Origin of the sequence: Aquimarina sp. AU119, from assembly GCF_900312735.1 — a bacterium.
GTDB classification, from domain to species: Bacteria; Bacteroidota; Bacteroidia; order Flavobacteriales; family Flavobacteriaceae; genus Aquimarina; species Aquimarina algiphila.
The window spans coordinates 440,877-463,765 of the sequence record NZ_OMPF01000013.1; the positions used below are offsets into that span (position 1 = coordinate 440,877).

Below are 22,889 nucleotides of genomic sequence, written 5' to 3' on the forward strand. Positions count from 1 at the left end.
TTTAATAGTTAATATTGATGCAAAGTTGTTCTTAATTACAAGACATGTTTTTTGCTATTCGTTCAACATTTTGTGTTTTTGGTTCAATTTGTAAATTGAAGGGGAAATACTAAATTTTTGTTTGAAAGATTTTGAGAAATGTGCTATATCATTAAAGCCACAATCATATGCAATATTAGAAATACTTAATTCTGAAATTAACAGAAGATCAGCAGCTCTATTCAAACGCTTATTTCTAATGTAATTATTGGGGCTATCATTATAGATTTTTTTAAACTTTCTTTTAAAAGATGACAGGCTTGTGTTGGTTAACATGGCTAAATCTGAAATATTTACTCCAGAAGAAAAAATATGTGCTTCAATGATTTCATTAAAACTAAATGAGTTTTCGATAAAAAGATTAGATAGTATTTCTCTTATTTTTTGAGAGTTATCTGTTTGTAGTAAAAGAAGTATGATTTCTTTAAGTTTTAATACCAGGATATCTTCATTTACCATACTTGGGTTTTCAAAGTAAAAAAGAATACTATCGATATATTTCTTAATTAATACCAATGCTTCCAGTCTTACCATATTTGATCTTTCTGTGACGGTATACTTTTTCAAGAAAGAAGGTAAGGTAGTACCATAGGCTTTTTTTAGAATATCTGGATAAAAATGAACTGCAATAGCCTCATAAGTACCCTCTTTTTTATCAGGTAACATTTTGGAAACAAAGTTACCGCACTTCATAAGTACAGATTCTCCTACCTTGATACGCAACTTTTTGGTTTCTGAAACAGCATCATATTCTCCCTCTATTACGTATAAAAAACAGGCCTCATTGGGCATAGGATTAGGCTTATTAAAAGGCGGTTTAATCACCGCCTTTTCGAATAGTCTTTTATTATATAAATCCAATGTCTTATGAGAAAGGATCATATCACTTACTTAGTTTTGAGCAATTTTTAAAAGATGCTCCATTTGTAATGTATCTTTAATCAGCGAATTCTGAATAGGAGCAACTTTATCATTGTAGTCTACAAGACCATAATCGATTCCTGATACTATTCTCTCTACCCTTTTTCCATGTGCCGCTTCAACTAATCCAGTAATATCATCTGCTACTAATTGAGGATCTGGAGCGTCTTCTGTCTCAAAGAAACCTTCAAAATTTTTCAACATTGCATGTGGAGTTTCTTTATGATCTCCGTACTCATTAAATACGCCTTGATCTTCTTCTGCTGGACCTGTAAATAAAAGATTCGTCCCAAATGGACCTGGCTCTACAACGCTTACTTCAACACCAAATGGAGCTAACTCATATCGTAATGCTTGTGAGTATGCTTCTACAGCATGCTTACTTGCACAATAAATACCAAAATAAGGAAAAGCCAATCTACCAGCTAGTGAGGTTACATTTATAATAAGGCCTTCTTTTTGTTTACGCATATATGGCGCTACTGCCTTTGTTGTACGTAAAATCCCAAAGAAATTCGTCTCAAATTGATCTTTGGCTTGTTCTACACTATACGCTTCTGTAATACCTACAAACATATACCCTGCATTATTAATCAAATGATCAATTCTGCCGTCTTCATCTACTATTATCTGTATTGCTTCTGATACCGAATCGTCAAGGTTTACATCCATTTCTACAACAGAAATCTTCAGATTTTCTTGCTGAGCAATTTTTAGTAATTCTTCTTTTTTCAAAGAATTTTTACTTTCTACATTTCTCATTGTAGCCCAAACTTTATACCCTTTTCTGGCTAAAGTTAATGCGGATAAATACCCAAATCCACTACTACTTCCTGTAATTACTACGTTTTTCATTTTTCTTTTTTTTAATTTAATTAAAATTAGACCAGTCTACTACTAAATATCTAAAAAAAACTAAAGAATGTATTTTGAGACATATTGAATAAAAACTTCAATAGCATCATTATTTTTTGAAGATTTCATTCTCAAAATAGCTCCTTCCCATCCAGAAAGAATAAAGTTCGACATATCCACAGATGATTTATCAGCGCTAATAACACCTGTGTTCTGTCCTTCAATAATACAATCTTCAAAACAAAACTGCCATTTATCCAATTCTGAAGAAATTACTGTACTAAATGATTCTGAAACATCAGATAACTCCAAACTACAATTCCCTAATAAACATCCTTCTTTGAACCCTTTATCAGAATATACATTCTTCATATCATTAAAGAAAGACAATAATCTTTCTCTTGGATTTTTGCTAGTGTCTTTTAAATAGCTATTTAAAATCTTTAATGAATGTTCTGAATAATATTTGATGAGTTGTATTCCAAAATCTTCCTTACTTTTAAAATAATAGTAAAAAGATCCTTTTGGGATCTTAGCCGTTTCTAAAACTTCGAGGATACCTAAGTTATTATATCCTTTTTTTAATACCAAATCGGTACCTATTGCTAAAATATTATCTACAGTTTCTTTTTTCATTTTTATATTAGACCAGTCGTCTACAAAGATAGGAACTATTTTAAAACCAACAATTTTTTGTTCTATTTTTTTACATTATTCAAAATTATAGGATCAAAAACAACTCATTCAATTCCTTGGTTCTATGAATTTTACAAGCTTTAGGTCAATATATCAAAGGCGTTCTATTTTACAGATAAAACAACATGCCTCAGAATTCCTGGCGTGTAAATAGGAGATATTATGATGATTTTTAAATATTTTTTCGATCAACTCATCAACATCTTCATCACCAACTAATTTTGTAAATACCATTTTTTGCTCTTGATTATACCCTATCAAAGACAAAGGGAAATTATCCCTATCTTTTTTTATACCAGGCGGGAAATTGTAAATATCTTCATAAGCTTTAACAGGTTTTTTATGAATAAATACAGGTCCGGGTTGATCAAAGGCATTTTTGATATCAAATGGACTATGTCTAAACACCAATCTTATATCTTTTCCTATTTCAAATGGTTGAAGAGAAACTCGGCAAGGTCCAGCTCCTGTCGATAGCTGTTCCATAACCTCTAGACCATAGTCATCTTTTTTTTCTGTTTTTATCTGCAAAGCATATTCCTCAGAAAGGGGAACAATTTTAAAATTTCTCATCAATAATAGATTTATACATTATACCGTAAATGTAGTATCAGCTTCATATGTATAAAATCCGGATCTTGCTATATATTGAAAAGATAAAACCATCATATGTTCTTTATTCTAATGTATATATCACCTTATTTCCTGAAAACTCTGCAAAAACACCTTTAAACATACCGTTTACATGTTTAATAAGATGATCTGATGATATTAAGTTTATTTTTTGAGGTTGAATTACAGAAAAACGTATGTTCTTTTCCTGGAGTACTAGCTCTACAAAACGATCTGAAATTTGGCTTTTAACCTTATTTTTTCCATCATTAGTAAGCATTGGCCACGAAATACGTTTTTTTCCTTCAAAACCTTTGAACTCGGTTTCAACGATTATTTTATGGTCTTTTATTGAAATGATTTCGGTAATAGATTGTGATTTTTCAGGAGCTATGTCATAGGTAATTTTAAACTCCACACTATGAGTGTTTTCTTCTAAAATCTCAACATTAGACGGGTCCATTTTAAGCTCGGCTAAGGAACTCCAAGTACCATCAGAGTTTTCCCATAAAGGTCCTGTAGCCATATATGTATTTTCCCCACTAAAGAGAGGTGCGATCCCATTTGAAGGACCTAACTGAGGATGTCCTCCTTTGATATGTGATCGAATAATTCCTGTTGGGTTATATTTTTGATCTCCATTAGTCTCATATTCCAGATAGGTTCCGTTAGCATTTGCAAATATTTTATGAAACGGTTTTAATATTGGAATTACGAATCCTCCTATATCCGAAGGAGCAGGTAATTCATTTATTTCATCATTAGAGAATTGCCATGCCTGAGCTAGCATCGAAGTTGCTAACATATTATAGCAAGTGTGTACAGAATATCTTTCGTATCCATGTTTATTTTCTATCGGAAATCTGTTTTTTACAACATAACCAGAACCATCTTCTCTTATCCATTGTTTAATAGAATTAAGAGATAACATCGCTGCTCTTTTAAAAGCACCTGCTTCTTCTTTTTTTCCTAAATCTGAATATGCTGAAGCATAAATTTCAAACAAAACACATTGTTCTGCTTCATTCCAAATATGGTGACTACTTCTATACCCTGCCGGAAGCTCTCCAAAAGGAGATTGAAGGAACATTGATGTCCATGCACCTCTCCATAGGTTATCTTGTAATACTTCGGCATGTTTTCCTTTATATCCTAGTTGTAAGACCCCTGCTAAATAATGTCGGGCAAAAAGATCGTATGATAAAGGATTTCCTCCTTCATTATACATTCCCGAGTTCGTGAAATTAGAAAGTTGGAAGCCTAACATCCTCTCTACATACTCATGAGAGGTAAACTTATTTTTAGCTCTTAAAAATTCTCCAGAGGCATGCACCAAAATCCAATTCATTGCCTTTTCTTTATTGTAAAAAGCATATAATTTGGAAATGTCGATGGATTTTAAACTTGTATTCCAGGAATTTAAAATCTCTTTATTTACAAAAGGTTTAAAGTTTTCGTAAGCTAACATCACTGGCCAAGTGTAAAAATCTCCATGATTTCCATTCACTCGATTGTTAACCATATCGTTTAATGATTCAGTTAATGCTTTTACACCACTTTCAAAAAGAGGATCTGTTTTTTTTAATTTTCCTGAAAAAGCTAACACTGCTACACTATGTGCAAAACAGGGGGTGGTATAATATTTTTCAACTTTTTCGACAGGGTCAATAATGCGACCTTTGCTATTTTGATATTTTAGCATGGCACGCACTTGCTTTTCGATAATTTCTAGATAATCATTCCTCTTCAACCCTGTAAGTTTAAAATCATTAAGATTATCTTGGTTTTTTAAAAACCTATTAATTTTTCCTGATAGCGGATGAGCCTCATTACGAATAGTGGTACTTTGTACTACTTGAGGGATCAATCTGTTTGCTTTTTTAATATTCTCTTTAGAAATAGTTTTATTTTGGTTTTGACCATTTAAAAAGCTACTACAAGAAACTATAGTCAAAAAAAACGATAATAAAGAGATTTGTGATGCTCTTTTCATGGGGACTTTAGTTTAAATATTAGCGAGGTCTTTTAGTAAACCTTCAACACCTAAGCTACTAACATACAACGTAAATGCCATAATCAATATCAATATAATGATGTCATGTATTTTGTTTACATTCGATTTCATTAGTGACTTTTTACAAGTTAAGTAAAATACAGACCCTATAGTTATGGGTAATACTATGGCTATACTAGCTTGCGATAGCATTAAAATAAATACAGGTCTAAAACCTAGACCTATCCCTAAAATACTTGATAATGTTAAAAGTAATACGATTACTCGAGAACTTACTGTTTTTGTATTTCTTTCCTGTTCTTTATAATCTATAATGAGCCACGGAATTACAAGCGTATTGGGGAGGTGAGAAGATAAACCCGCGGCAAGAATACCTATAACAAAAACCCCTAGAGCGGCTTTACCAGCAATAGGTTCCATTAAAGGAATCATTTCTGCAACATTATTTAAGCTTAAACCTTTAACATGTAAAGTCGAAGCAGCGGTAATTAGTATAGCAGAACTAATAATAAACATTAAAGAGGCACTTACAAATGCATCACGTTTCTGCAGTTTATTGTCTGACATATCCCAACCTGTGTCCTTTACAATTTGTGACCGAATTACAAAGGCAAATACCGACACTGTAGTTCCCACCATACCAGCTATAATAATAAATGGACTATTATCGCTACCTTCTGCAGTTTGTGGAAATCTTGGAATAAACCCTTTTACCAACTTGGATATAGATGGAAAATTCATAAACATGGTAGTAACAAAAGCTAAAGCCATAATTGCTACCAAAATGGCTAAAACCTTTTCGAAGAACTCATAATTTCCAAACCAAATAAGAACATAAATTAACACTCCAATTAAGATTGCCCACGATAAAGATGAAATATTCCATGGTAAAACAGCTTCTGACCATTCTGCCATTACATCTGCCATAATGCCCAACAAGCCAGTAAGGGCACTAACTATTATAGTCGATAAAGCAACAATTAACACAATTGCTAAAGCGGGATGGATGTGTTTTTTAATCCCTTGAATAACGGTTTCTTTAGTCACCATAGTATAGCGACTAAAAAGCGTAATTAAATAATACGTCATAACACAACTTACTAGAACAGTCCACAGTAGATCTAGACCAAAATTAGCCCCAGCTTTAGACATAGAAGTTACACTTCCTGTTCCAACATTATATCCTATTAAGAATATTCCCGGTAAAACACTGACTAGTATTTTTTTTAATTTTGACATATTCACTTTTTTAGGAAAGAAAATACCGTTTCAAATCTAAAACGGTTTTTCTTTTTTGTATTTAAAATAAAAGGCTAATCTGTTATGGAATAATTTTTTGAGATAGTTCGTTTTTGTTGTTAGTTAATTATTCTCGTTTTCCATGTACCCCATATTAGCTGTAATACCGCCATCTACATAAATGATTTGTCCATTAATAAAATCTCCTGCTTTTGAAGACAATAAAATAGCAGTACCAGATAAGTCTTCTACAACACCCCATCGTGCAGCAGGGGTTCTTGTCATTATTAAGTTATTAAATGGATGTCCTTTACTAGCATATTCTTCGGTCTTTGCAGTTTTGATATATCCCGGTGCAATACCATTGACCTGGATGTTGTGTTTACCCCATTCTACGCACATATTTTTGGTAAGCATAGCTAAACCGCCTTTTGCAGAAGCATAGGCCGAAACCGAGTTGCGACCATACGTACTCATTAAGGAACAAATGTTGACTATTTTTCCTTCTTTTTTGGTAATCATATCAGGAACTACAGCTTTTGAGACTAAAAATGTAGAAACAAGATTGATATCTAAAACTTCCTTGAAATCCTTTTCTTCCATTTCTAAAATTGGTGTACGCTTAATAATTCCAGCGTTATTGATAAGAATATCAATAGAACCTATTTCTTTTTTTATAGTTTTAATACTTACGTTTACTGCTTTTTCATCACTGACATCAAAAGCAATAGCAAATACATCAAATCCTTTTTCTTTAAAATCTTTTTTTGCTTGGTCCAGTTTTTCTTTGGATCTTCCGTTGATGCAGACTTTAGCACCAGCTTGTGCTAAACTAAGTGCTAAATCTTTTCCTATTCCGTCTGAACCTCCTGTAACTAAAGCAACTTTGTTATCTAATTTGAAACTATCTAAAATCCCCATATTATTTCAATTCTATTGCTTTTATAGCATCCATATCTGTGAAGTCTAAGTTTTCGCCAGCCATTCCCCAAACAAAGCTATAGCTCGAAGTTCCAGAAGCACAGTGTATAGACCAAGGTGGAGAAATAACTGCTTGCTCGTTGGTCATCCAAATATGTCTGGTTTGTGTAGCTTCGCCCATAAAATGACTAATCGCATGATTTTTAGGAAGATCTATATATAAGTATACTTCCATACGGCGATTATGCGTATGTGGGGGCATCGTATTCCAAATACTACCGGGTTTTAGTTTTGTAATCCCCATTTGTAACTGACAAGTTTGTACACTCGCCGCAACGATGTACTGGAAGATTTGACGCTCATTAGCGTCATTCGAATTTCCTAGATCTAAAGTAATTCTGTCTTTAAGCTCAATCTTTTTTATAGGATAAGCTTGATGAGCAGGGGCAGAATTAATATAAAATTTAGCAGGGTTACTGCCAGATTTACTTTTTAAGATTATAGACTTGGTATTTTTTCCAATATAAATTCCTTCCATAGGAAGTAGAACGATTTCTTTTCCATCTACCTCTACAATTCCTTCTCCTCCTATATTGATCATTCCAACTTCTCTACGATCACAAAAGTGTGATGCTTTAAGTGGATCGATAGGATCTAATGATAGTGATTTTGAAACTGGAACAGCACCACCTGCGATAAAGCGGTCGTTCATAGTATACGTCAATACTATTTTATCTGTTTCAAAGTTTTTTTCAATTAAAAACTGTTCTCTAAGTCTATCGGTGTCATAGTTTTTTACATCGGCTGGATGTGCCGCGTAACGTTCTTCATAAGTGATATGATCCATTTTCTTATTTTCCTTTAAGGTTCATTTTATACATTTCACTAGCTGCTAATAAGAACGTTCCCGTAACATATTCGTGAGAATCGTCTTTAGAAAGATTTACGGGTTGGTCTCCTACCAATTGTCCCCATTGTACTTTTCCTTCTTTACTAATTTCATCAGTCACAGATTTCCATGCTTTTTTAACTATAGGTAAGTACTCTTCTTTATTTAAAATTCCATTATTTATACCATAAGCAAGTCCATAGATAAAGAAGCTGGTTCCACTTGTTTCTTTAAAAGGTGCATGATCTGGATTTGCTAAGTTTGGATACCAAAACCCTTCTTTAGCTTGACATTCTTTTAAAGCTGCTGCCATACTTTTAAGTACGGATTCATAGCGCTTATAATTACCGTGCTCCATTGGCAAATACTCTAAAATTCTTGCAATACCAGCCATAGCCCAACCATTCCCTCTCGACCATACTATTTTTTTGCCATTTTTGTTTGAAGGAAAAAAGCGTTTATCTCTATAAAACAGATTAGTATCTGTATTGTATAATTTACCATAAACATCCCAAAACATAGCATCCATCCAGTCAGAATATTTTTGATCTCCAGTAACATTATACAGCATCGCTAAGGTCGGTGGCCCTGTAAATAAAGCATCTACATATCGTGTGCCATTTTCATAATACCATTGATGCGGGTTCCCTTTTGGATTTCTAAGATTTGGATTATCTAAATGGTCAATAACTCCTCTGATCTTACTCTTTTCTGGTTTTGCCATATAAGACTGAATCATAGATTGTCCTACAGTTAATAAATTAGCTCCACTTGCAGGGTGCACTGGAGGTAGTGTAGGTACTTTCCATTTTAAAGATGTACATAATTTATCTGTTTGCTCTAAATAGGTTTTATCTTCTGTTGCAAAATAACACGCCATTACCCCAGCATAATAAGTTCCTCGTATCCAATTATCATCATACTCTTTCCAAGGGTGATTTAATTGATACGCATTTACTCTATCTATAAGCTCCTTAATTTGAGGTCGCTCATAAATAGATTGTGCCATAAGGTTAGATGCTACGAAAAGAATCACGAAGAATATCGCAAATGTTTTAGTAGTAAAATTTAGCATTCTTTTTTTCATTATGGTTTATTTATTATTTGACAATTATGATGCTATAGTATTCTTAATTAGATTCTTTAATTTATTACAGGAATCATTTTACTCCAGAATTACATCAAGAAAGAATAGTACAAACTTAGGGTTAGCGTGTTCTTAGTAGTATATAGATTTTGATATGTTATATATTAATATTATCATTTTACATCTACTCATTCATTATTTTGATAATATTCATGTATTTCTTAGGGAGAGATTTCTAAAATATATTCTAGGCAGAAGGTAAATACCGAAAAGTCAACATGCTTTATTATAATTTACTTTTACGAGCTGCTACTAGTCAAATCCTAATACTTTTATGCCTTAAACCAATTTAGTAGTTTACGATCATATTAGATTTACGATATTGATTTGGAGTTACTCCTTTGGCTCTTTTAAAAATTTGAGAAAAAGCTGAAGGATTATTAAACCCTGATTCATAGCATATCTGCATAATGGTAACATTACTTTCTAAAAGCATTTTACATGCAAATTCAACCCGTACTTCATATAAAAATTCACTATAACTCTTTTTGACTGCATTTTTGAAATAACGACAAAAGGCACTTTTTGATAAATTCGCAACATTAGAAATTTCATCAAGAGAGATATTCTTTGTAAAATTCAGCATAGTATGCTGAATAATCTTATTCATTCGGTCTTTTTCCTTGGGGTTGGAAGATTTATGCAAATCAAAGTTCGATAATACCTCAACTTCTTCGGATTTAGAAATTAAACTCAAAATTTGGATCAAAGATGCCATTTGCTCCAAAGAGGATTGATCGAGCATTTTGTGTAAAATATTACTAATAATTTCATTTGTTTTTCCTTCAATATGAAGTCCTCCTGAAGCTTTCTCAAACACTCTATTAATAGGATACACATCAGGTATTCTTAAAAAATCTTTTCCTGCAAAATCAGGATAAAATTTTAGCACAATAGCCTTAGTCAATAAATCCGTGTCTTTTTCATAAAATTGTTGATCACTTTTCCATACATGAGTAAGTTCTTCTCCTACCAAAACCATATCTCCTTTTTGATATGATTTAATACTACTTCCTACATATCTTGTCCCGTAACCTTCAATAATATAAGCTAATTCTAATTCTTTATGATAGTGTAATGGATTCAAAAAAAATGGCAATTCAAAATAGGATATTGAAATCCCAAAATTAGAAGTACGGTCTGAGGAAAGAAATTTAGGCTTAGGCATTATATAAATTTTACCAAAAAAGATAAAAATAAATTATTAAATGCAAATATTCATAAAATACTGGTTAATATCTATCTATTATTGTCAATATCATTTTCTTTTCTTTGATCCTTAAAATCAATGAATTTTTTATGAAACATCATTTTTTAATACTCTTTATAGTATACTATTTTGTTCCATCTCTACTAATCTCTTGTGAAGCAACTGACAAGTTATATACTATTACAACGGTTAACAATACTAATTTAAAAAGAGAGAAAGAAACTATAGAAATTCAATTAAAAGATGTACCAGAATTTTCTAAAGAAGAATATAATAATTTATCAATTTTTGACACTAAAAACAATCTAGTTGTATCACAACTTGTTGATATAGATCAAGATTCAATACAAGATTATATTATTTTTCAAACTGATTTTAATCCTAATGAAACTAAAAAGTTTACACTTGTATATCAAAAAGAAACTCAACTAAATAATAAAGTTGATGTACATACTTTTTGCAGAATAGTTCCAGAAAGAATAGATGATTTTGCCTGGGAAAACGATAAAGTAGCATTTAGAACCTATGGACCAAAATGCCAACAATTATTTGAAGAAGGAAAACCAGGGGGATTAATTTCTAGCGGAATTGATTGTTGGACAAAAAGAGTAGACTATCCAATTATCAATAAATGGTACAAGGATTATTTAAATGGAAAATCGTATCATAAAGATCATGGAGAAGGTTATGATGCATACCATGTAGGAACTACCAGGGGTTGTGGTGGTGTCGCTCTCATTCATAACAACACCTATCTATTGACTAAAAACTTTACAAATTGGAAAATATTAGCAAATGGCCCAATTCGAAGTATTTTTGAATTAGAGTACGCCACTATAAAAGTTGGAAATTCTGAGGTAAGTGAAAAAAAAAGAATTTCTCTTGATTTAGGAACTCATCTATATCATTGCCAAATATCTTATACTTCTAAACGACAGCTCAGCAAAGCTGGTATTGGCTTGGCACTACATCAAGGTAAAGGAAAAACAACAATGAACAAAGCAGAAGGCTGGGTTTCTTATTGGGAGCCTATGGAAGATTCGTACATTGGCACAGCCATATTGATCAATCCAAAATCAATAACTGATATAGCTATTAACGATACTTTATCTAAAGATGAAAGTTTTAATAATCTTTGGGTCAATACCAAGATTCAAAAGAATCACTTCAGCTACTGGGCTGGCTTTGGATGGAAGAAAAGTGGTGATTTTAATACTTCTAGAGACTGGGAAAACTATCTTAAAAAAGAAGCTTCTAAAAAAAATACCCCTATAGCAATTACACTCACTAAAAAATAAATTTTATATGTGGAAATCAGATGATGAACTTTTTAGTATCGCCAAGAATGAACTTTTTACAGCCTTAGTTGGTGATATTTTAGATCAATTAGGGTATCAACATCAATTTTTAGACCCTGCCATCAAACCAGTTAAAAATGATATGGTGGTAATTGGCAGAGCAATGCCTGTATTAGAAGCTGATGTATTTGAAGAAACCTCCAAAGAAACGAATAATCCACTTATGAAAAAGCCTTTTGGTCTTATGTTTGAAGCTTTGGATAGTTTAAAAAAGAATGAAGTCTACATCTGTACAGGATCATCATTTTCATACGCTTTATGGGGTGGATTGATGAGTACTAGGGCCATAAAATTAAATGCAGCAGGAGCTGTACTACATGGTTATTCTCGAGATACAAATGAAGTGGAAAAATTAAATTTTCCAACCTTTTCTATTGGGACTTATGCTCAAGATCAAGGACCTCGAGGAAAAGTAATAGATTATAATATACCTATTGAGATAAACCATGTAAGAATTAATCCTGGGGACATTGTATATGGGGATCGAGATGGCGTACTTATTATCCCCAAGGTAGTTGAAAAAAAAGCTTTTAAAGGAGCTATAGAAAAAGCAAGAGGAGAGCAACTTGTAAAAAAGGCTTTAGAAAATGGAATGAGTACTGTTGATGCTTTTAATAAATTTGGAATTATGTAGTTTATTTTTTCAAATACTCAAACTCTAAAACATAACATATTTATGTTTGCCTCATAGAATTTTTTAATCCTTAAAACAAAAACCTTCCAAATCAAATGATTAAAAAGGTTTCTAAAAATACTTGAGGTAGGAATCGAATCTACACTACCGAAGTCACTAGATTTATTTTCAGTATAATAATCATGTACATGAACTTATACAACCCAATAAAAGCCTTTTAATAAGAGTATTAAAAAGCAACAACAAACGTGGATCATATAGGAATAAGGTATTGTAAAAGGAAAATGATACCGTAAAGTATTCATTTAATAAGAATTTCTATCCTATTTTAGTCGAACACCAACATCATTTAATCATTAACCACGATTTTTTAAATTTGTTAATAAATACTATGCCGGTATAGTATAGCATTCAAAGGTAAAATCTAGGAAATGAAAAACGAAAATCCTCAAGCAAAGTCACTATATGAATTATATCTTCACTTGGGATTATCTGTGGATTTAATTCAACCTTCCGAAGGTTTTGCTATTCTTAATTTGAAAGACATCAATTTTAAACTTCCATATCAATCACCATCATTCCGTCCAGATTATTTTTCATTTCTTTTTGTAAAAAACGGTCAAGGAAAGTATACCATAGATGAACACTCTTTTGGCGTACAACAGCATTCTATTTACTTTACCAATCCGAGTAATTACCGAACATTCAGTTGGGAAAAAATTGAAGAAATTTATCTTATAACTTTTGATGAAACATTTCTAAAACAATATATCAACAAAGACATCTTCTCTGGATTTCCATTTTTATTAACTGAAACGATCAGTCCTAAAATTGTAAGTGATGAATTTTATAGTGAAGTAGAGCATGTTTATCTAAATATTCACAACGAATACACCAACCAATCTACTGATAAATACAGAATTGTCGGACATTTATTGGCAGTGATGCTTTATAAAATCAAAGCTTATTTTTGGAAGGATTACAACCCTATTTATGAAGGAAACAGAAGTTCGCAAATTGTTAAATCCTTCAAACGATTACTTGAAAAGCACTACCGTGATTTAATTATGGGAAAAATAGAAACTGTTTTCAGGGTTCAGGATTATGCTTCAGCACAAAATCTACATCCTAACTATTTAAGTAATATTATTAAAACTAAGACAGGAAAAACTGTTACTACCTGGATTGCAGACAAATCTATTTCCGAAGCCAAATCACTATTGCAAAATTCATCCATGTCTATCAAAGAAATAACCTATAGACTAGGGTTCTCTGAAACTGCCCATTTTAGCAACTTTTTTAAAAAACACACCAAAATATCCCCTGCCCAATATCGAAAAGAGCATTCTATTTAATGAGTTAGTTCTTTATTCTTCTTTTCATTTTCTATTTAAATTTTACAACTAATGCTGTATTCTATGCAACAAACAAAGCGTAGTACCTAAATACCTTTGTTCTATTAAACTTAAAAAGATATATAAATGAAAAATTTAAGCAACAAAGTAGCCCTTATAACGGGCGCATCACGTGGTATTGGTGCAGAGGTAGCACTACATTTGGCCAACACCGGAGCAAAAGTAATTGTAAATTATTCAAGCAGTAAAGCAGCAGCTTCAGCGATTGTACAACAAATCAAAACAAATGGTGGGGATGCTATTGCTATACAAGCTGATGTAAGTAACTCGCAAGATGTAAAAAATCTTTTCGATAATGCCATTGCCCATTACGGAAAAATTGATGTTTTGGTCAATAACGCAGGTATTATGATCAATACGTTTATTAAAGATACCACCGACGAGGATTTTGCAAAACAAATGGATGTAAATGTAACAGGAGTATTTAATACACTTCGTGAAGCTGCTACGAAATTAGCAGAGAATGGAAGTGTTATCAACTTTTCTACTTCGGTCAACAGAATAATGTTACCCACTTATGGACCTTATGTAGCTACCAAAGCAGCAGTTGAACAATTAACTCGCGTGTTTGCAAAAGAAGTAGGAAACAGAGGTATCAATGTAAATTCAATTTCTCCCGGACCTACAAACACCGAGTTGTTCACAAAAGGAAAACCAAAAGCAGTAATCAATAGATTAGCCTCTTTATCAGCATTCAATCGTATTGGAGAACCTGGAGATATTGCAAAAATTGTAACCTTCCTGGCAAGTGATGAAGCCAAGTGGATTTCTGCTCAGAATATAGGTGCCAACGGAGCAATGGCTTAACTACTTTAATCATTTAATTATTACATATTATGAAAACATTTTTAACCGCCCTCGTTATGGGGCTATGCGGAGCATTGGCAGTATTTATCTCATTTTCTATGGGATGGACTACTTGGGTCATGTTTCTTGCCTGGGTAAGTTATTACCTCTTTGGAAAATCGATTAAAATATATACTCCCAGTTTCTTACAGATTATTTTGGGAATAGTAATGGGAGTTCTTATACAGTCTTTAGCAAGTTTACTTTCGCCTGTACTAGGTGTATTGGGATTTCCATTAATCGTTTTTGTCCTTATTGGTTCTTTGGCATATATATCAAAAATTAAAGAGTTAAATAACATTCCTGCTTGGTTTCTGGGTTTGATCATCTTTTTTGGGGTACACCCAGAACTACAAATAATTCCAGTATTGCGCTTACTTGTTCCTACAGTTGCAGGGGTAGTTTTTGCATTGATTAATGACGCAGGACTTAAATACATAAACAAGAAATTTTAAACCACAAAAAATGAATTCATTACAAAATAAAACAGCCTTAATAACAGGGTCCGCAAGAGGTTTGGGAAAAGCCATAGCAGAAAGATATGCTGCTCTTGGCGCCAATATTGCCATAAATTTTTCAAAAGACAACATATCAGCCGAAGAGACATTATCAAATATTGAAGCTATGGGGGTTAAAGCCATAGCTATACAAGCTGATGTCAGTAAAGTAACTGACATTGAAAGACTATTTAATGAAACCAAAAAAGCCTTTGGGAAAATCGATATTGTGGTGGCTAATGCCGGGATAGAAATGGTAGAAACACCAGTAACGCAATTTACAGAAGAACAATTTGATAGATTGTTTAATATCAATACCAAAGGTGCTTATTTTACCATGCAGCAAGCGGCTAAAAACATCGAAGATAACGGACGTATTATTTACATCGCTTCCAGCACCACGGTATATCCCATACCAGGAATGGCTTTATATGGAGGAAGCAAAACTACACCACGCTATCTAGTGGATGTTCTTTCAAAAGAAATAGGGAATCGAGGGGTTACTGTAAATTCTATCATTCCTTTTGCAGTAGATCATTCTGGAATATTTGTTGATCCTAATGCTTATCCAGAATTAAGAAAATCACTAATAGAAAGCTGTCCCATGGGAAGATTGGCAGAAGTTGAGGATGTAGCAAATCTAGCAGAATTTTTTGCCAGTGATCTATCATCATTTGTAAATGGACAACATTTACTTGTTAATGGAGGAGCTAATCAATAAGTATCACAATGAAAAAAACAACTTATTTAATTAGTTTATTAATATTCATATCCTTTTTCAATACATGTGGACAAATAGGAAACCACGAACATAAAGAAGTAGAATCTATGAATCTAAATAGTATTAAAAACAATATTGTCAAACAGGCATTTGAAGCATGGCAACAAGGAGATTCAAAGCTTTGGTTCTCATTTTTTACTAATGATGCACAGCTGTACGATGATGGGAAACTACGCGATTTTAATAATTTTTCAACTAATGCAATAGGAGAAGAATGGTTTACTAGTCTCGACAAAGTCGAAAATGAAGGTTTGTCTATTTACGGAAAAATTCATACCAAGAAGTGGGGTAATTTTAAAACATATTTTAAATTTTACATTAACGACAAGGAGAAAATTTATCGATTAGAAATTGGACAAGCTGATTACTAAATAGCAATATGAATTAATTATTAATTATCTAAATCCTATTCTAGCACATACTTGTCTATGAAGTTTCAATAGTATTTGTTTAAAGACTTAAATACTAAATTTGGTTTAAACCCAACTTCCTCACTTTGGCTACATTCTCCATCAATTAGGCTACAACAAGGCAAATGTGATTATTGACCTTTGTATTGTTCTAATATTAAAATTTAAAATTATGAAATATCAAAAAGACAATAAAGTTTGGTTCATTACAGGCTCTTCTCGGGGGTTTGGACGTATTTGGACGGAAGCCGCACTTGAGCGAGGGGATAAAGTCGTAGCAACTGCCCGCAGATTGGAGAGTATATCTGATCTACAGGAAACCTACGGTGAAAATGTGCTTACCCTAGCACTGGACGTGACAAAGACGGATCAAGTAAAGGCTGTACTCGACCAAGCCTACAATCATTTCGGCAGATTGGATGTCATTCTAAATAATGCTGGCTATTCACTTGTCGGTACTATCGAGGAAGCTGGTTTACATGATGTACGGGCACTCTATGAAACGAATTTATTTGGTACCTTATCTGTTATCCAGGCCGCTCTACCACTACTACGTAAACAAGGTAGTGGTCACATATTAGGAGTATCAAGTAGTCTTGGGCTTGAGTCAATGCCGGTAATCGGATATTATTGTTCCACAAAATGGGCATATGAGGCAATTCATGAAAGCCTGGCAGCAGAGGTCGAGTCCTTTGGCATTAAAGTAACACTCATAGAACCCGGTGCCTATGCGACAGAGTTCGGTAGTCAAGAGTCATTGAAGATGGCCAGTGGACTTGACATCTACTCAGGTTTTAAAGAGCAATTTGTGCAAGGTCTGCGAAATTTGGAAAGAGGAAACCCCAACGCCACTCCCGAAGCTATTTTTAAAGTAGTAGATGCTAAACAGCCACCACTACGAATTTTTTTGGGTAACCAATCATTGCCTTCAGTTCGTAAAGCTTACAATGACCGCCTGGCAACATGGGAAGCTTGGAAAGAAGTGTCCGATGCCGTACAAGGTTGATCAAGATAATGACCATTGAAACAAAATACAGTAATATTGTAACTTTAACGATAGCCGATATTTAGTATCTTATCGGTTGTCGTTTAGCTCCTAAAAATGAAAAAAGAAGAGAACATACCTCGAAAATTTAATTCATTATCCGATTTTCATCATGCTTTTGGTCTACCAAAGCCAGCGCATCCTTTGATAAGTTTTATAAATATTGAAGATATCTCAATCTCTACCGAGGAATCATTTGATTTCTTTATATTAAACTTTTACAAGATCGCTTACAAAACGACACTTTGTGGACAAGCAAGATACGGACAAAGCTATTATGACTTTGGTGAAGGTGGTTTGATTTTTACCGCTCCAAATCAAGTATTCGAAAGTCCCAAAAGTTCGGCTTCGGGTTATATCTTTTTTATCCACCCGGATTTTTTACTGAACTACTCTCTAGCTAAAAAAATCAAGCAATATGGCTTTTTTTCATACGCTACAAATGAGGCATTACATCTCTCTGCTCATGAAAAAGAAACCGTCATGTCAATTTTTAAAATCATCGACGATGAATTGAAGAGCAGAATAGATGATTTTAGTCACGATGTAGTTATTTCTCAAATAGAATTATTGCTGAACTACAGCAATCGATTTTACAACAGACAGTTCATTATACATAAAGCTGTTTACAAAGATTTATTATTGCAGCTAGAGGAGCTTTTAGACGATTATTTCAAAGATTCAAAACCATTAAATGAAGGTTTACCATCTGTTCATTATTTAGCTGATCAAGTCAATGTATCCCCAAGCTATTTAAGTGACATGTTACGTTCACTGACGGGACAAAATGCTCAGCAGCATATTCATCATAAATTGATAGAAAAAGCCAAAGAAGAATTGTCCACAACAAGTCTATCTGTGAGTGAAATTGCTTATGCTTTGGGTTTTGAGCATCCGCAATCATTCAGTAAGTTTTTTAAAACAAAAACTAAACTCACTCCACTGGAATTTAGGCAATCGTTTAACTGAAGAAAAATAATTAGAAAAATTTAAAAATTCGGGTTGTGTTCAACAGAATGGTTCATGCAATTTTTTCGTCCTACCGTTCAAACCATAGCTAAAAACTTTTGGTAGTAAGGTTAACGTGTCCACGGCACAAATAGCTTGTCCTTTTTCAAAGACCTTCCACTCTGACTACAACAATAATCGTTTTGGCTACATCTCTTGCTTAATACCATCGCAGCTTTGTATAAACAAAAAAAAAAGAAAAAAAATGAATATAGTTTTAACAGGCTCATTGGGTAACATCAGCAAACCTCTTGCAAAAGAACTAATTGCAAAAGGACATACGGTTACGTTAATAAGTAGTAACCCTGAAAGAGCAAAAGTAATTGAAGAGATTGGAGCGATTCCAGCTATTGGCACTATGGAAGATGTAGATTTTTTAACAGAATCATTTGCAGAAGCAGATGCTGTGTATTGTATGATTCCACCAGGAGACTACTTTGATCAAGATTTCAATCAAATAGAATTTTACAAACAAGTTGGTAATAACTATGCTGAAGCTATTTTAAAATCAAACGTAAAAAAGGTTGTACATCTGAGTAGTATAGGCGGTAATATGAATAAAAATAATGGCCAGCTTATTGCACATACCAATGTAGAAAATATCTTTAAGTCCTTACCAGAAGAAGTTAAAATTACGACGCTAAGACCTACATCTTTCTACTATAATTTATTTGGATTTATTCCTACAATAAAATCTCAAGGAATTATAGCTTCTAACTATGGTGAAGATGATAAGTGTCCTTGGGTATCACCTTCTGATATTGCCGAAGTTATTGCTGAGGAATTAGAAGGTTCATTCTCAGAAAGAAAAGTGCGTTATATAGTAAGTGAAGAGTTAACTTGTAATGAAATAGCAAAAACGTTGGGTGAGGCAATTGGAAAACCAGACTTAAAATGGATTTTGATTTCTGATAGGGATATGTTAAATGGAGCTTTATCAATTGGGCTTAACCCTAAAATAGCAGAAGGATTAACAGAAATGAACAAAAGTATTCGTAATGGCAAACTATTGGAAGATTATTACAGTAGTAAGCCAAAATTTAGAAAAGTAAAACTAAAAGAGTTTGCCAAAGAGTTTGCAAAGGTATATAACCAATAATTGGTACATTTAGATATGGCAAATAAAAAACCATATAGAATTAAAACAATTAGTGAGTTTCATAAATTCAGAGGTTTACCAGCTCCCGAGCATCCTTTGATCAGTGTGATAAATTATGCTTCGATAAGGCATTCGGATGAAAGCAATTCAATGAGTTGGCTACTTGATTTTTATGTTATTTCTTTAAAAAAATCTTCTCACACTAAGTTTAGATATGGATATCAGCAATGCGATTTTGATGAAGGCTCACTGTTTTTTATGGCACCAAATCAGGTATTTCGCGTGGAGGTTGACAAAAACCATACGCCAGTGAACTCAGGATGGATATTACTAATTCATTCTGATTTTATTTGGGGTACAACATTGATAAAAACAATCAAGCAATTCGATTTTTTTGATTATACCGTAAACGAAGCGCTGTTTCTGTCCCCCAAGGAAGAGTCTATACTAAATGGTATTATTCAAAACATTCAGCAAGAGTATCAAGCAAATATTGATAAATTCGGCAAACAAATCATTAGCACTCACATTGAAAATTTGCTCAGCTATTCTGAAAGGTTTTACAATCGTCAATTCATAACAAGGGAAAAGGTCAATCATCAAATTTTAGAACGTTTGGAGAAACTATTGACAGATTACTTTAACAGTGATGATTTGGTAATAAAAGGCTTACCATCTGTTCAAGATGTTTCAGAAGAATTGAATGTTTCACAAAGTTACTTAGGCAGCCTACTTAGAGTCCTAACAGGTCAAAACACTCAGCAACATATTCACGAAAAACTGATTGAAAAAGCCAAAGAAAAATCATCTACAACAAACCTTACAATTAGCGAAATTGCTTATGGATTAGGCTTTGAACACTCACAATCATTCAGCAAACTTTTCAAATCCAAAACACAGTTCTCTCCTTTGGAATTCCGACAATCATTTAACTGAAAACAAAATTACCAACAAAAGGTTTTGTTGCCAATATTGTTTTTAATAAGACAATCTAAACCATTACTACCATACAAACTGTTATAGTTAAACAACTCATTTTTTTCCTTTGGTTTTTTTGTAAATAGCACGAAGTCTATCCTCCCAATCTACTGACCAATCGTAGAAACTGGACAATGGTTCAACAAGACTCTTTCCAAATTCTGTTAATGTATATTCTACACGAGGTGGTACCTCGGGGTATACCTTTCGAGAAATCATTCCATATTTCAATAGTGTTTTTAGCGTCTGCGATAACATCTTAGGAGAAATACCAATGACCTGTTTTTGTAGATCGCTATTTCGTTTTGTACCCTGCATCAAAGTAGTTAAGATTAAGAGCGTCCATTTATCGGCTATCAACGCGAAAGATACCTGTATAATACAGTTCTCATCAAAAACGGTTCTAGCGTTCAAAGATTCCAAGTATGAATTTTTTTTAATTTTTTTTTCAGCCTCCATTACTATTGTTTATTTATTTACTACCTAAAAGTAAGTTATGTACTATTTAGTGCCCTCTTGCGTGATACAAGTATAGCTCATAAATTTGTATAATAATTAGAAATTTAAACAAAAATAAGATGAAAACAAAAACATTAAACCAAATACTAACAATCCTAATTGCTGTATTTCTAACAAATATGTATTCGGGTCAAGCCCAAAAAAAGCAAACCGAAACAAATAGTGAGGAAATAACAATAAATGAAAAAAATCAAGGGAAAATAGTTCAGGATTTATTAGAAGCCTTCAATCTAGGTGCAGAGAATGTACTCGAGCTTTTTGATGAAGGAGCCATTATTGAATATCCATATGCTTATTCATTAGGTACACCTTCCTCTTTGAATAAAACACAGTATGGTAATTATTTAAAAGGTGCTCTCTCGAACATGCCGGATATAGCATTCTCACAAGTGAAAAGTTATATAACAGAAAACCATATCGTATGGGCAGAATTTCATGGAGAGGTAATTATTCCATCGACGAAACAATTATACAAACAAGACTATGTCGCCCGTATAATCCTCAAAAAAGGAAAGATCATTCATTATAAAGAGTACTGGAACCCTATGGCGGTATCAGCTATGGGGGATCATAAAGAAGTTAATAAAATGTTTAATGATAAATCAAAACAATAAAATTATGAAAATAGTAATAGGAGCAGCCGCAGGTAACGTAGGTAGCCGTATCGCAAAAAAAGTAGCGTCGGCAAATCATTCAGTGGTATTATTAGGAAATAAGCTGGACTCTTTACAAAATTTGAACATCCCAAACTCATCTTCATATGAAGTGGATATGAGTGATATAGAACAGGTAGTTGCTCATACAAAAGGAGCAGATGCATTTTTCTGGCTTGTTCCACCAGCACTTGGAGTATCAAGTCTAAAAGAGTGGTATGATGATATCATTTCTTCTGGAGTAGCTGCCATTAAAGAACATAATATTCCTCGTGTAGTAGCTCTTTCTTCTCTTGGTGCTGGAGCTGCCGATAACCTAGGTACTGTAACTTATGTAGGAAACTTGGAAAGAGCTTTTAAAGAAGTAGCATCGAATGTAGTTTTCTTAAGACCTGGATATTTTATGGAAAATTTCTTGTTGCAAAAGAATGACATCCTTAAAAATGGTTATTTTTCATTTCCATATGCCACAGATCATGACATTCCTTTTGTAAGTGCAGACGATATTGGAGATATAGCTGCAGAATACCTTATGGATACCCGTTGGGCAGGTCAATGGAGCAGGAATATTATGGGGCCGAGCAATATTACTCTTAAAGAAGCGGCAGATATTTTCTCAGCAGAGTTACAACAGGAGATTGTATATAAGCAGGTGACTTATAATGATGTAAAAAATCAATTTGCACAATTTGGTGCTAATGATACTGTTCAAAAAGAATTGGTCGACCTCTATATGGCTCTGGGAGATCCCAACGGTGCCTATGCGACTCCTAGAACATTCGAAGGGAATACACCAACAACTCTTGAATATGTAATCCGAAATAAGTTTATTTCAAAATAATAAATATAGAGTAGATGCTTCTAAAAACATCTTAAACAAAGTTATTCATACTATAAAAAATTTGTAGCAAAGAACTATGGTAAAATCTATCTTTTTTAAAGATATCAAAATATATGATTATTGTATCAGGACATAAAAAAGGCTTAGATTTTCATCTAAGCCTTTTTTGTACTCGAGGTGGGAATCGAACCCACACGACCGAAGTCACTGGATTTTGAATCCAGCGCGTCTACCAATTCCGCCACTCGAGCATTAATGGACG

General features: G+C 33.2%; 24 protein-coding genes and 1 tRNA gene. 13 read left to right on the forward strand and 12 right to left on the reverse strand.

Translation table 11 applies throughout. From position 1 onward, the window contains the following. Positions 1-54: 54 nt before the first annotated feature. The 10 genes from DK442_RS10430 to DK442_RS10475 all read right to left on the reverse strand — a co-directional run bounded on the left by DK442_RS10430 (position 55) and on the right by DK442_RS10475 (position 10,501). Positions 55-921 (reverse strand): AraC family transcriptional regulator, encoded by an 867-nt coding sequence (locus DK442_RS10430; protein ID WP_109435804.1) that lies wholly within the window; start codon positions 919-921, stop codon positions 55-57. A gap of 9 nt (positions 922-930) precedes the next feature. Continuing rightward, positions 931-1,815: an SDR family oxidoreductase gene (locus DK442_RS10435; protein ID WP_109435805.1), complete on the reverse strand. Its 885-nt coding sequence runs from the start codon at positions 1,813-1,815 to the stop codon at positions 931-933. Positions 1,816-1,875: 60 nt separating this feature from the next. After that, positions 1,876-2,451, reverse strand: coding sequence for a TetR/AcrR family transcriptional regulator (locus tag DK442_RS10440; protein ID WP_109435806.1), 576 nt, complete (start codon positions 2,449-2,451; stop codon positions 1,876-1,878). 153 nt (positions 2,452-2,604) lie between these two features. Then, the gene (locus DK442_RS10445) at positions 2,605-3,084 is read right to left on the reverse strand and encodes a DUF1203 domain-containing protein (RefSeq protein WP_109435807.1); all 480 of its coding nucleotides are present in this window, start codon (positions 3,082-3,084) and stop codon (positions 2,605-2,607) included. A gap of 103 nt (positions 3,085-3,187) precedes the next feature. Beyond that, positions 3,188-5,116, reverse strand: a complete 1,929-nt coding sequence (locus tag DK442_RS10450; protein ID WP_109435808.1) for a hypothetical protein — start codon at positions 5,114-5,116, stop codon at positions 3,188-3,190. A 12-nt stretch (positions 5,117-5,128) separates the two neighbouring features. Beyond that, a complete protein-coding gene (locus DK442_RS10455) occupies positions 5,129-6,376 on the reverse strand; it encodes an Nramp family divalent metal transporter (RefSeq protein WP_109435809.1) in 1,248 nt (415 codons plus the stop codon). A 123-nt stretch (positions 6,377-6,499) separates the two neighbouring features. Continuing rightward, positions 6,500-7,297, reverse strand: a complete 798-nt coding sequence (locus DK442_RS10460) for a gluconate 5-dehydrogenase (protein WP_109435810.1) — start codon at positions 7,295-7,297, stop codon at positions 6,500-6,502. 1 nt (position 7,298) lies between these two features. Next, entirely contained in the window at positions 7,299-8,144 is an 846-nt protein-coding gene (gene kduI / locus DK442_RS10465) for a 5-dehydro-4-deoxy-D-glucuronate isomerase (protein ID WP_109435811.1), read from the reverse strand. Positions 8,145-8,148: 4 nt separating this feature from the next. Further along, entirely contained in the window at positions 8,149-9,273 is a 1,125-nt protein-coding gene (locus tag DK442_RS10470) for a glycoside hydrolase family 88 protein (protein ID WP_109435812.1), read from the reverse strand. A gap of 349 nt (positions 9,274-9,622) precedes the next feature. Next, the gene (locus tag DK442_RS10475; protein WP_109435813.1) at positions 9,623-10,501 is read right to left on the reverse strand and encodes an AraC family transcriptional regulator; all 879 of its coding nucleotides are present in this window, start codon (positions 10,499-10,501) and stop codon (positions 9,623-9,625) included. Between the two features lie 131 nt (positions 10,502-10,632). Here DK442_RS10475 and DK442_RS10480 point away from each other — a divergent pair, with 131 nt between their 5' ends. The 11 genes from DK442_RS10480 (at position 10,633) to DK442_RS10530 (ending at position 20,572) form a co-directional block, all read left to right on the forward strand. Beyond that, positions 10,633-11,841 (forward strand): DUF4861 family protein, encoded by a 1,209-nt coding sequence (locus DK442_RS10480; RefSeq protein WP_109435814.1) that lies wholly within the window; start codon positions 10,633-10,635, stop codon positions 11,839-11,841. Positions 11,842-11,848: 7 nt separating this feature from the next. Then, a complete protein-coding gene (locus DK442_RS10485) occupies positions 11,849-12,535 on the forward strand; it encodes an RraA family protein (protein WP_109435815.1) in 687 nt (228 codons plus the stop codon). Between the two features lie 431 nt (positions 12,536-12,966). After that, a complete protein-coding gene (locus tag DK442_RS10490; RefSeq protein ID WP_109435816.1) occupies positions 12,967-13,890 on the forward strand; it encodes an AraC family transcriptional regulator in 924 nt (307 codons plus the stop codon). 126 nt (positions 13,891-14,016) lie between these two features. After that, a complete protein-coding gene (locus DK442_RS10495; protein ID WP_109435817.1) occupies positions 14,017-14,757 on the forward strand; it encodes an SDR family oxidoreductase in 741 nt (246 codons plus the stop codon). A 29-nt stretch (positions 14,758-14,786) separates the two neighbouring features. After that, positions 14,787-15,251: a DUF1097 domain-containing protein gene (locus DK442_RS10500; RefSeq protein WP_109435818.1), complete on the forward strand. Its 465-nt coding sequence runs from the start codon at positions 14,787-14,789 to the stop codon at positions 15,249-15,251. A gap of 10 nt (positions 15,252-15,261) precedes the next feature. Continuing rightward, positions 15,262-16,014, forward strand: a complete 753-nt coding sequence (locus DK442_RS10505) for an SDR family oxidoreductase (RefSeq protein ID WP_109435819.1) — start codon at positions 15,262-15,264, stop codon at positions 16,012-16,014. Positions 16,015-16,022: 8 nt separating this feature from the next. Next, positions 16,023-16,445 (forward strand): hypothetical protein, encoded by a 423-nt coding sequence (locus DK442_RS10510; RefSeq protein WP_200825103.1) that lies wholly within the window; start codon positions 16,023-16,025, stop codon positions 16,443-16,445. A 211-nt stretch (positions 16,446-16,656) separates the two neighbouring features. Beyond that, on the forward strand, positions 16,657-17,490 hold the full coding sequence (locus tag DK442_RS10515) for an SDR family NAD(P)-dependent oxidoreductase (RefSeq protein WP_109435820.1): 834 nt from the start codon (positions 16,657-16,659) through the stop codon (positions 17,488-17,490). A gap of 96 nt (positions 17,491-17,586) precedes the next feature. Beyond that, complete coding sequence (locus DK442_RS10520; RefSeq protein ID WP_109435821.1) at positions 17,587-18,498, forward strand: AraC family transcriptional regulator; 912 nt, start codon at positions 17,587-17,589, stop codon at positions 18,496-18,498. Between the two features lie 244 nt (positions 18,499-18,742). After that, the gene (locus DK442_RS10525) at positions 18,743-19,636 is read left to right on the forward strand and encodes an NAD(P)H-binding protein (RefSeq protein ID WP_109435822.1); all 894 of its coding nucleotides are present in this window, start codon (positions 18,743-18,745) and stop codon (positions 19,634-19,636) included. A 15-nt stretch (positions 19,637-19,651) separates the two neighbouring features. Next, entirely contained in the window at positions 19,652-20,572 is a 921-nt protein-coding gene (locus DK442_RS10530) for an AraC family transcriptional regulator (protein WP_109435922.1), read from the forward strand. 96 nt (positions 20,573-20,668) lie between these two features. Here DK442_RS10530 and DK442_RS10535 read toward each other — a convergent pair whose 3' ends face one another. Further along, on the reverse strand, positions 20,669-21,073 hold the full coding sequence (locus DK442_RS10535; RefSeq protein ID WP_109435823.1) for a helix-turn-helix domain-containing protein: 405 nt from the start codon (positions 21,071-21,073) through the stop codon (positions 20,669-20,671). Between the two features lie 119 nt (positions 21,074-21,192). Between DK442_RS10535 and DK442_RS10540 the strand changes: the two genes are divergently transcribed. Further along, positions 21,193-21,747, forward strand: a complete 555-nt coding sequence (locus DK442_RS10540) for a nuclear transport factor 2 family protein (RefSeq protein ID WP_109435824.1) — start codon at positions 21,193-21,195, stop codon at positions 21,745-21,747. A 4-nt stretch (positions 21,748-21,751) separates the two neighbouring features. Then, positions 21,752-22,627, forward strand: coding sequence for an NAD(P)H-binding protein (locus DK442_RS10545; protein WP_160114120.1), 876 nt, complete (start codon positions 21,752-21,754; stop codon positions 22,625-22,627). Between the two features lie 169 nt (positions 22,628-22,796). Here the strand turns inward: DK442_RS10545 and DK442_RS10550 are convergent. Then, a tRNA-Leu gene (locus DK442_RS10550) sits at positions 22,797-22,878 on the reverse strand. Positions 22,879-22,889: the final 11 nt, after the last annotated feature.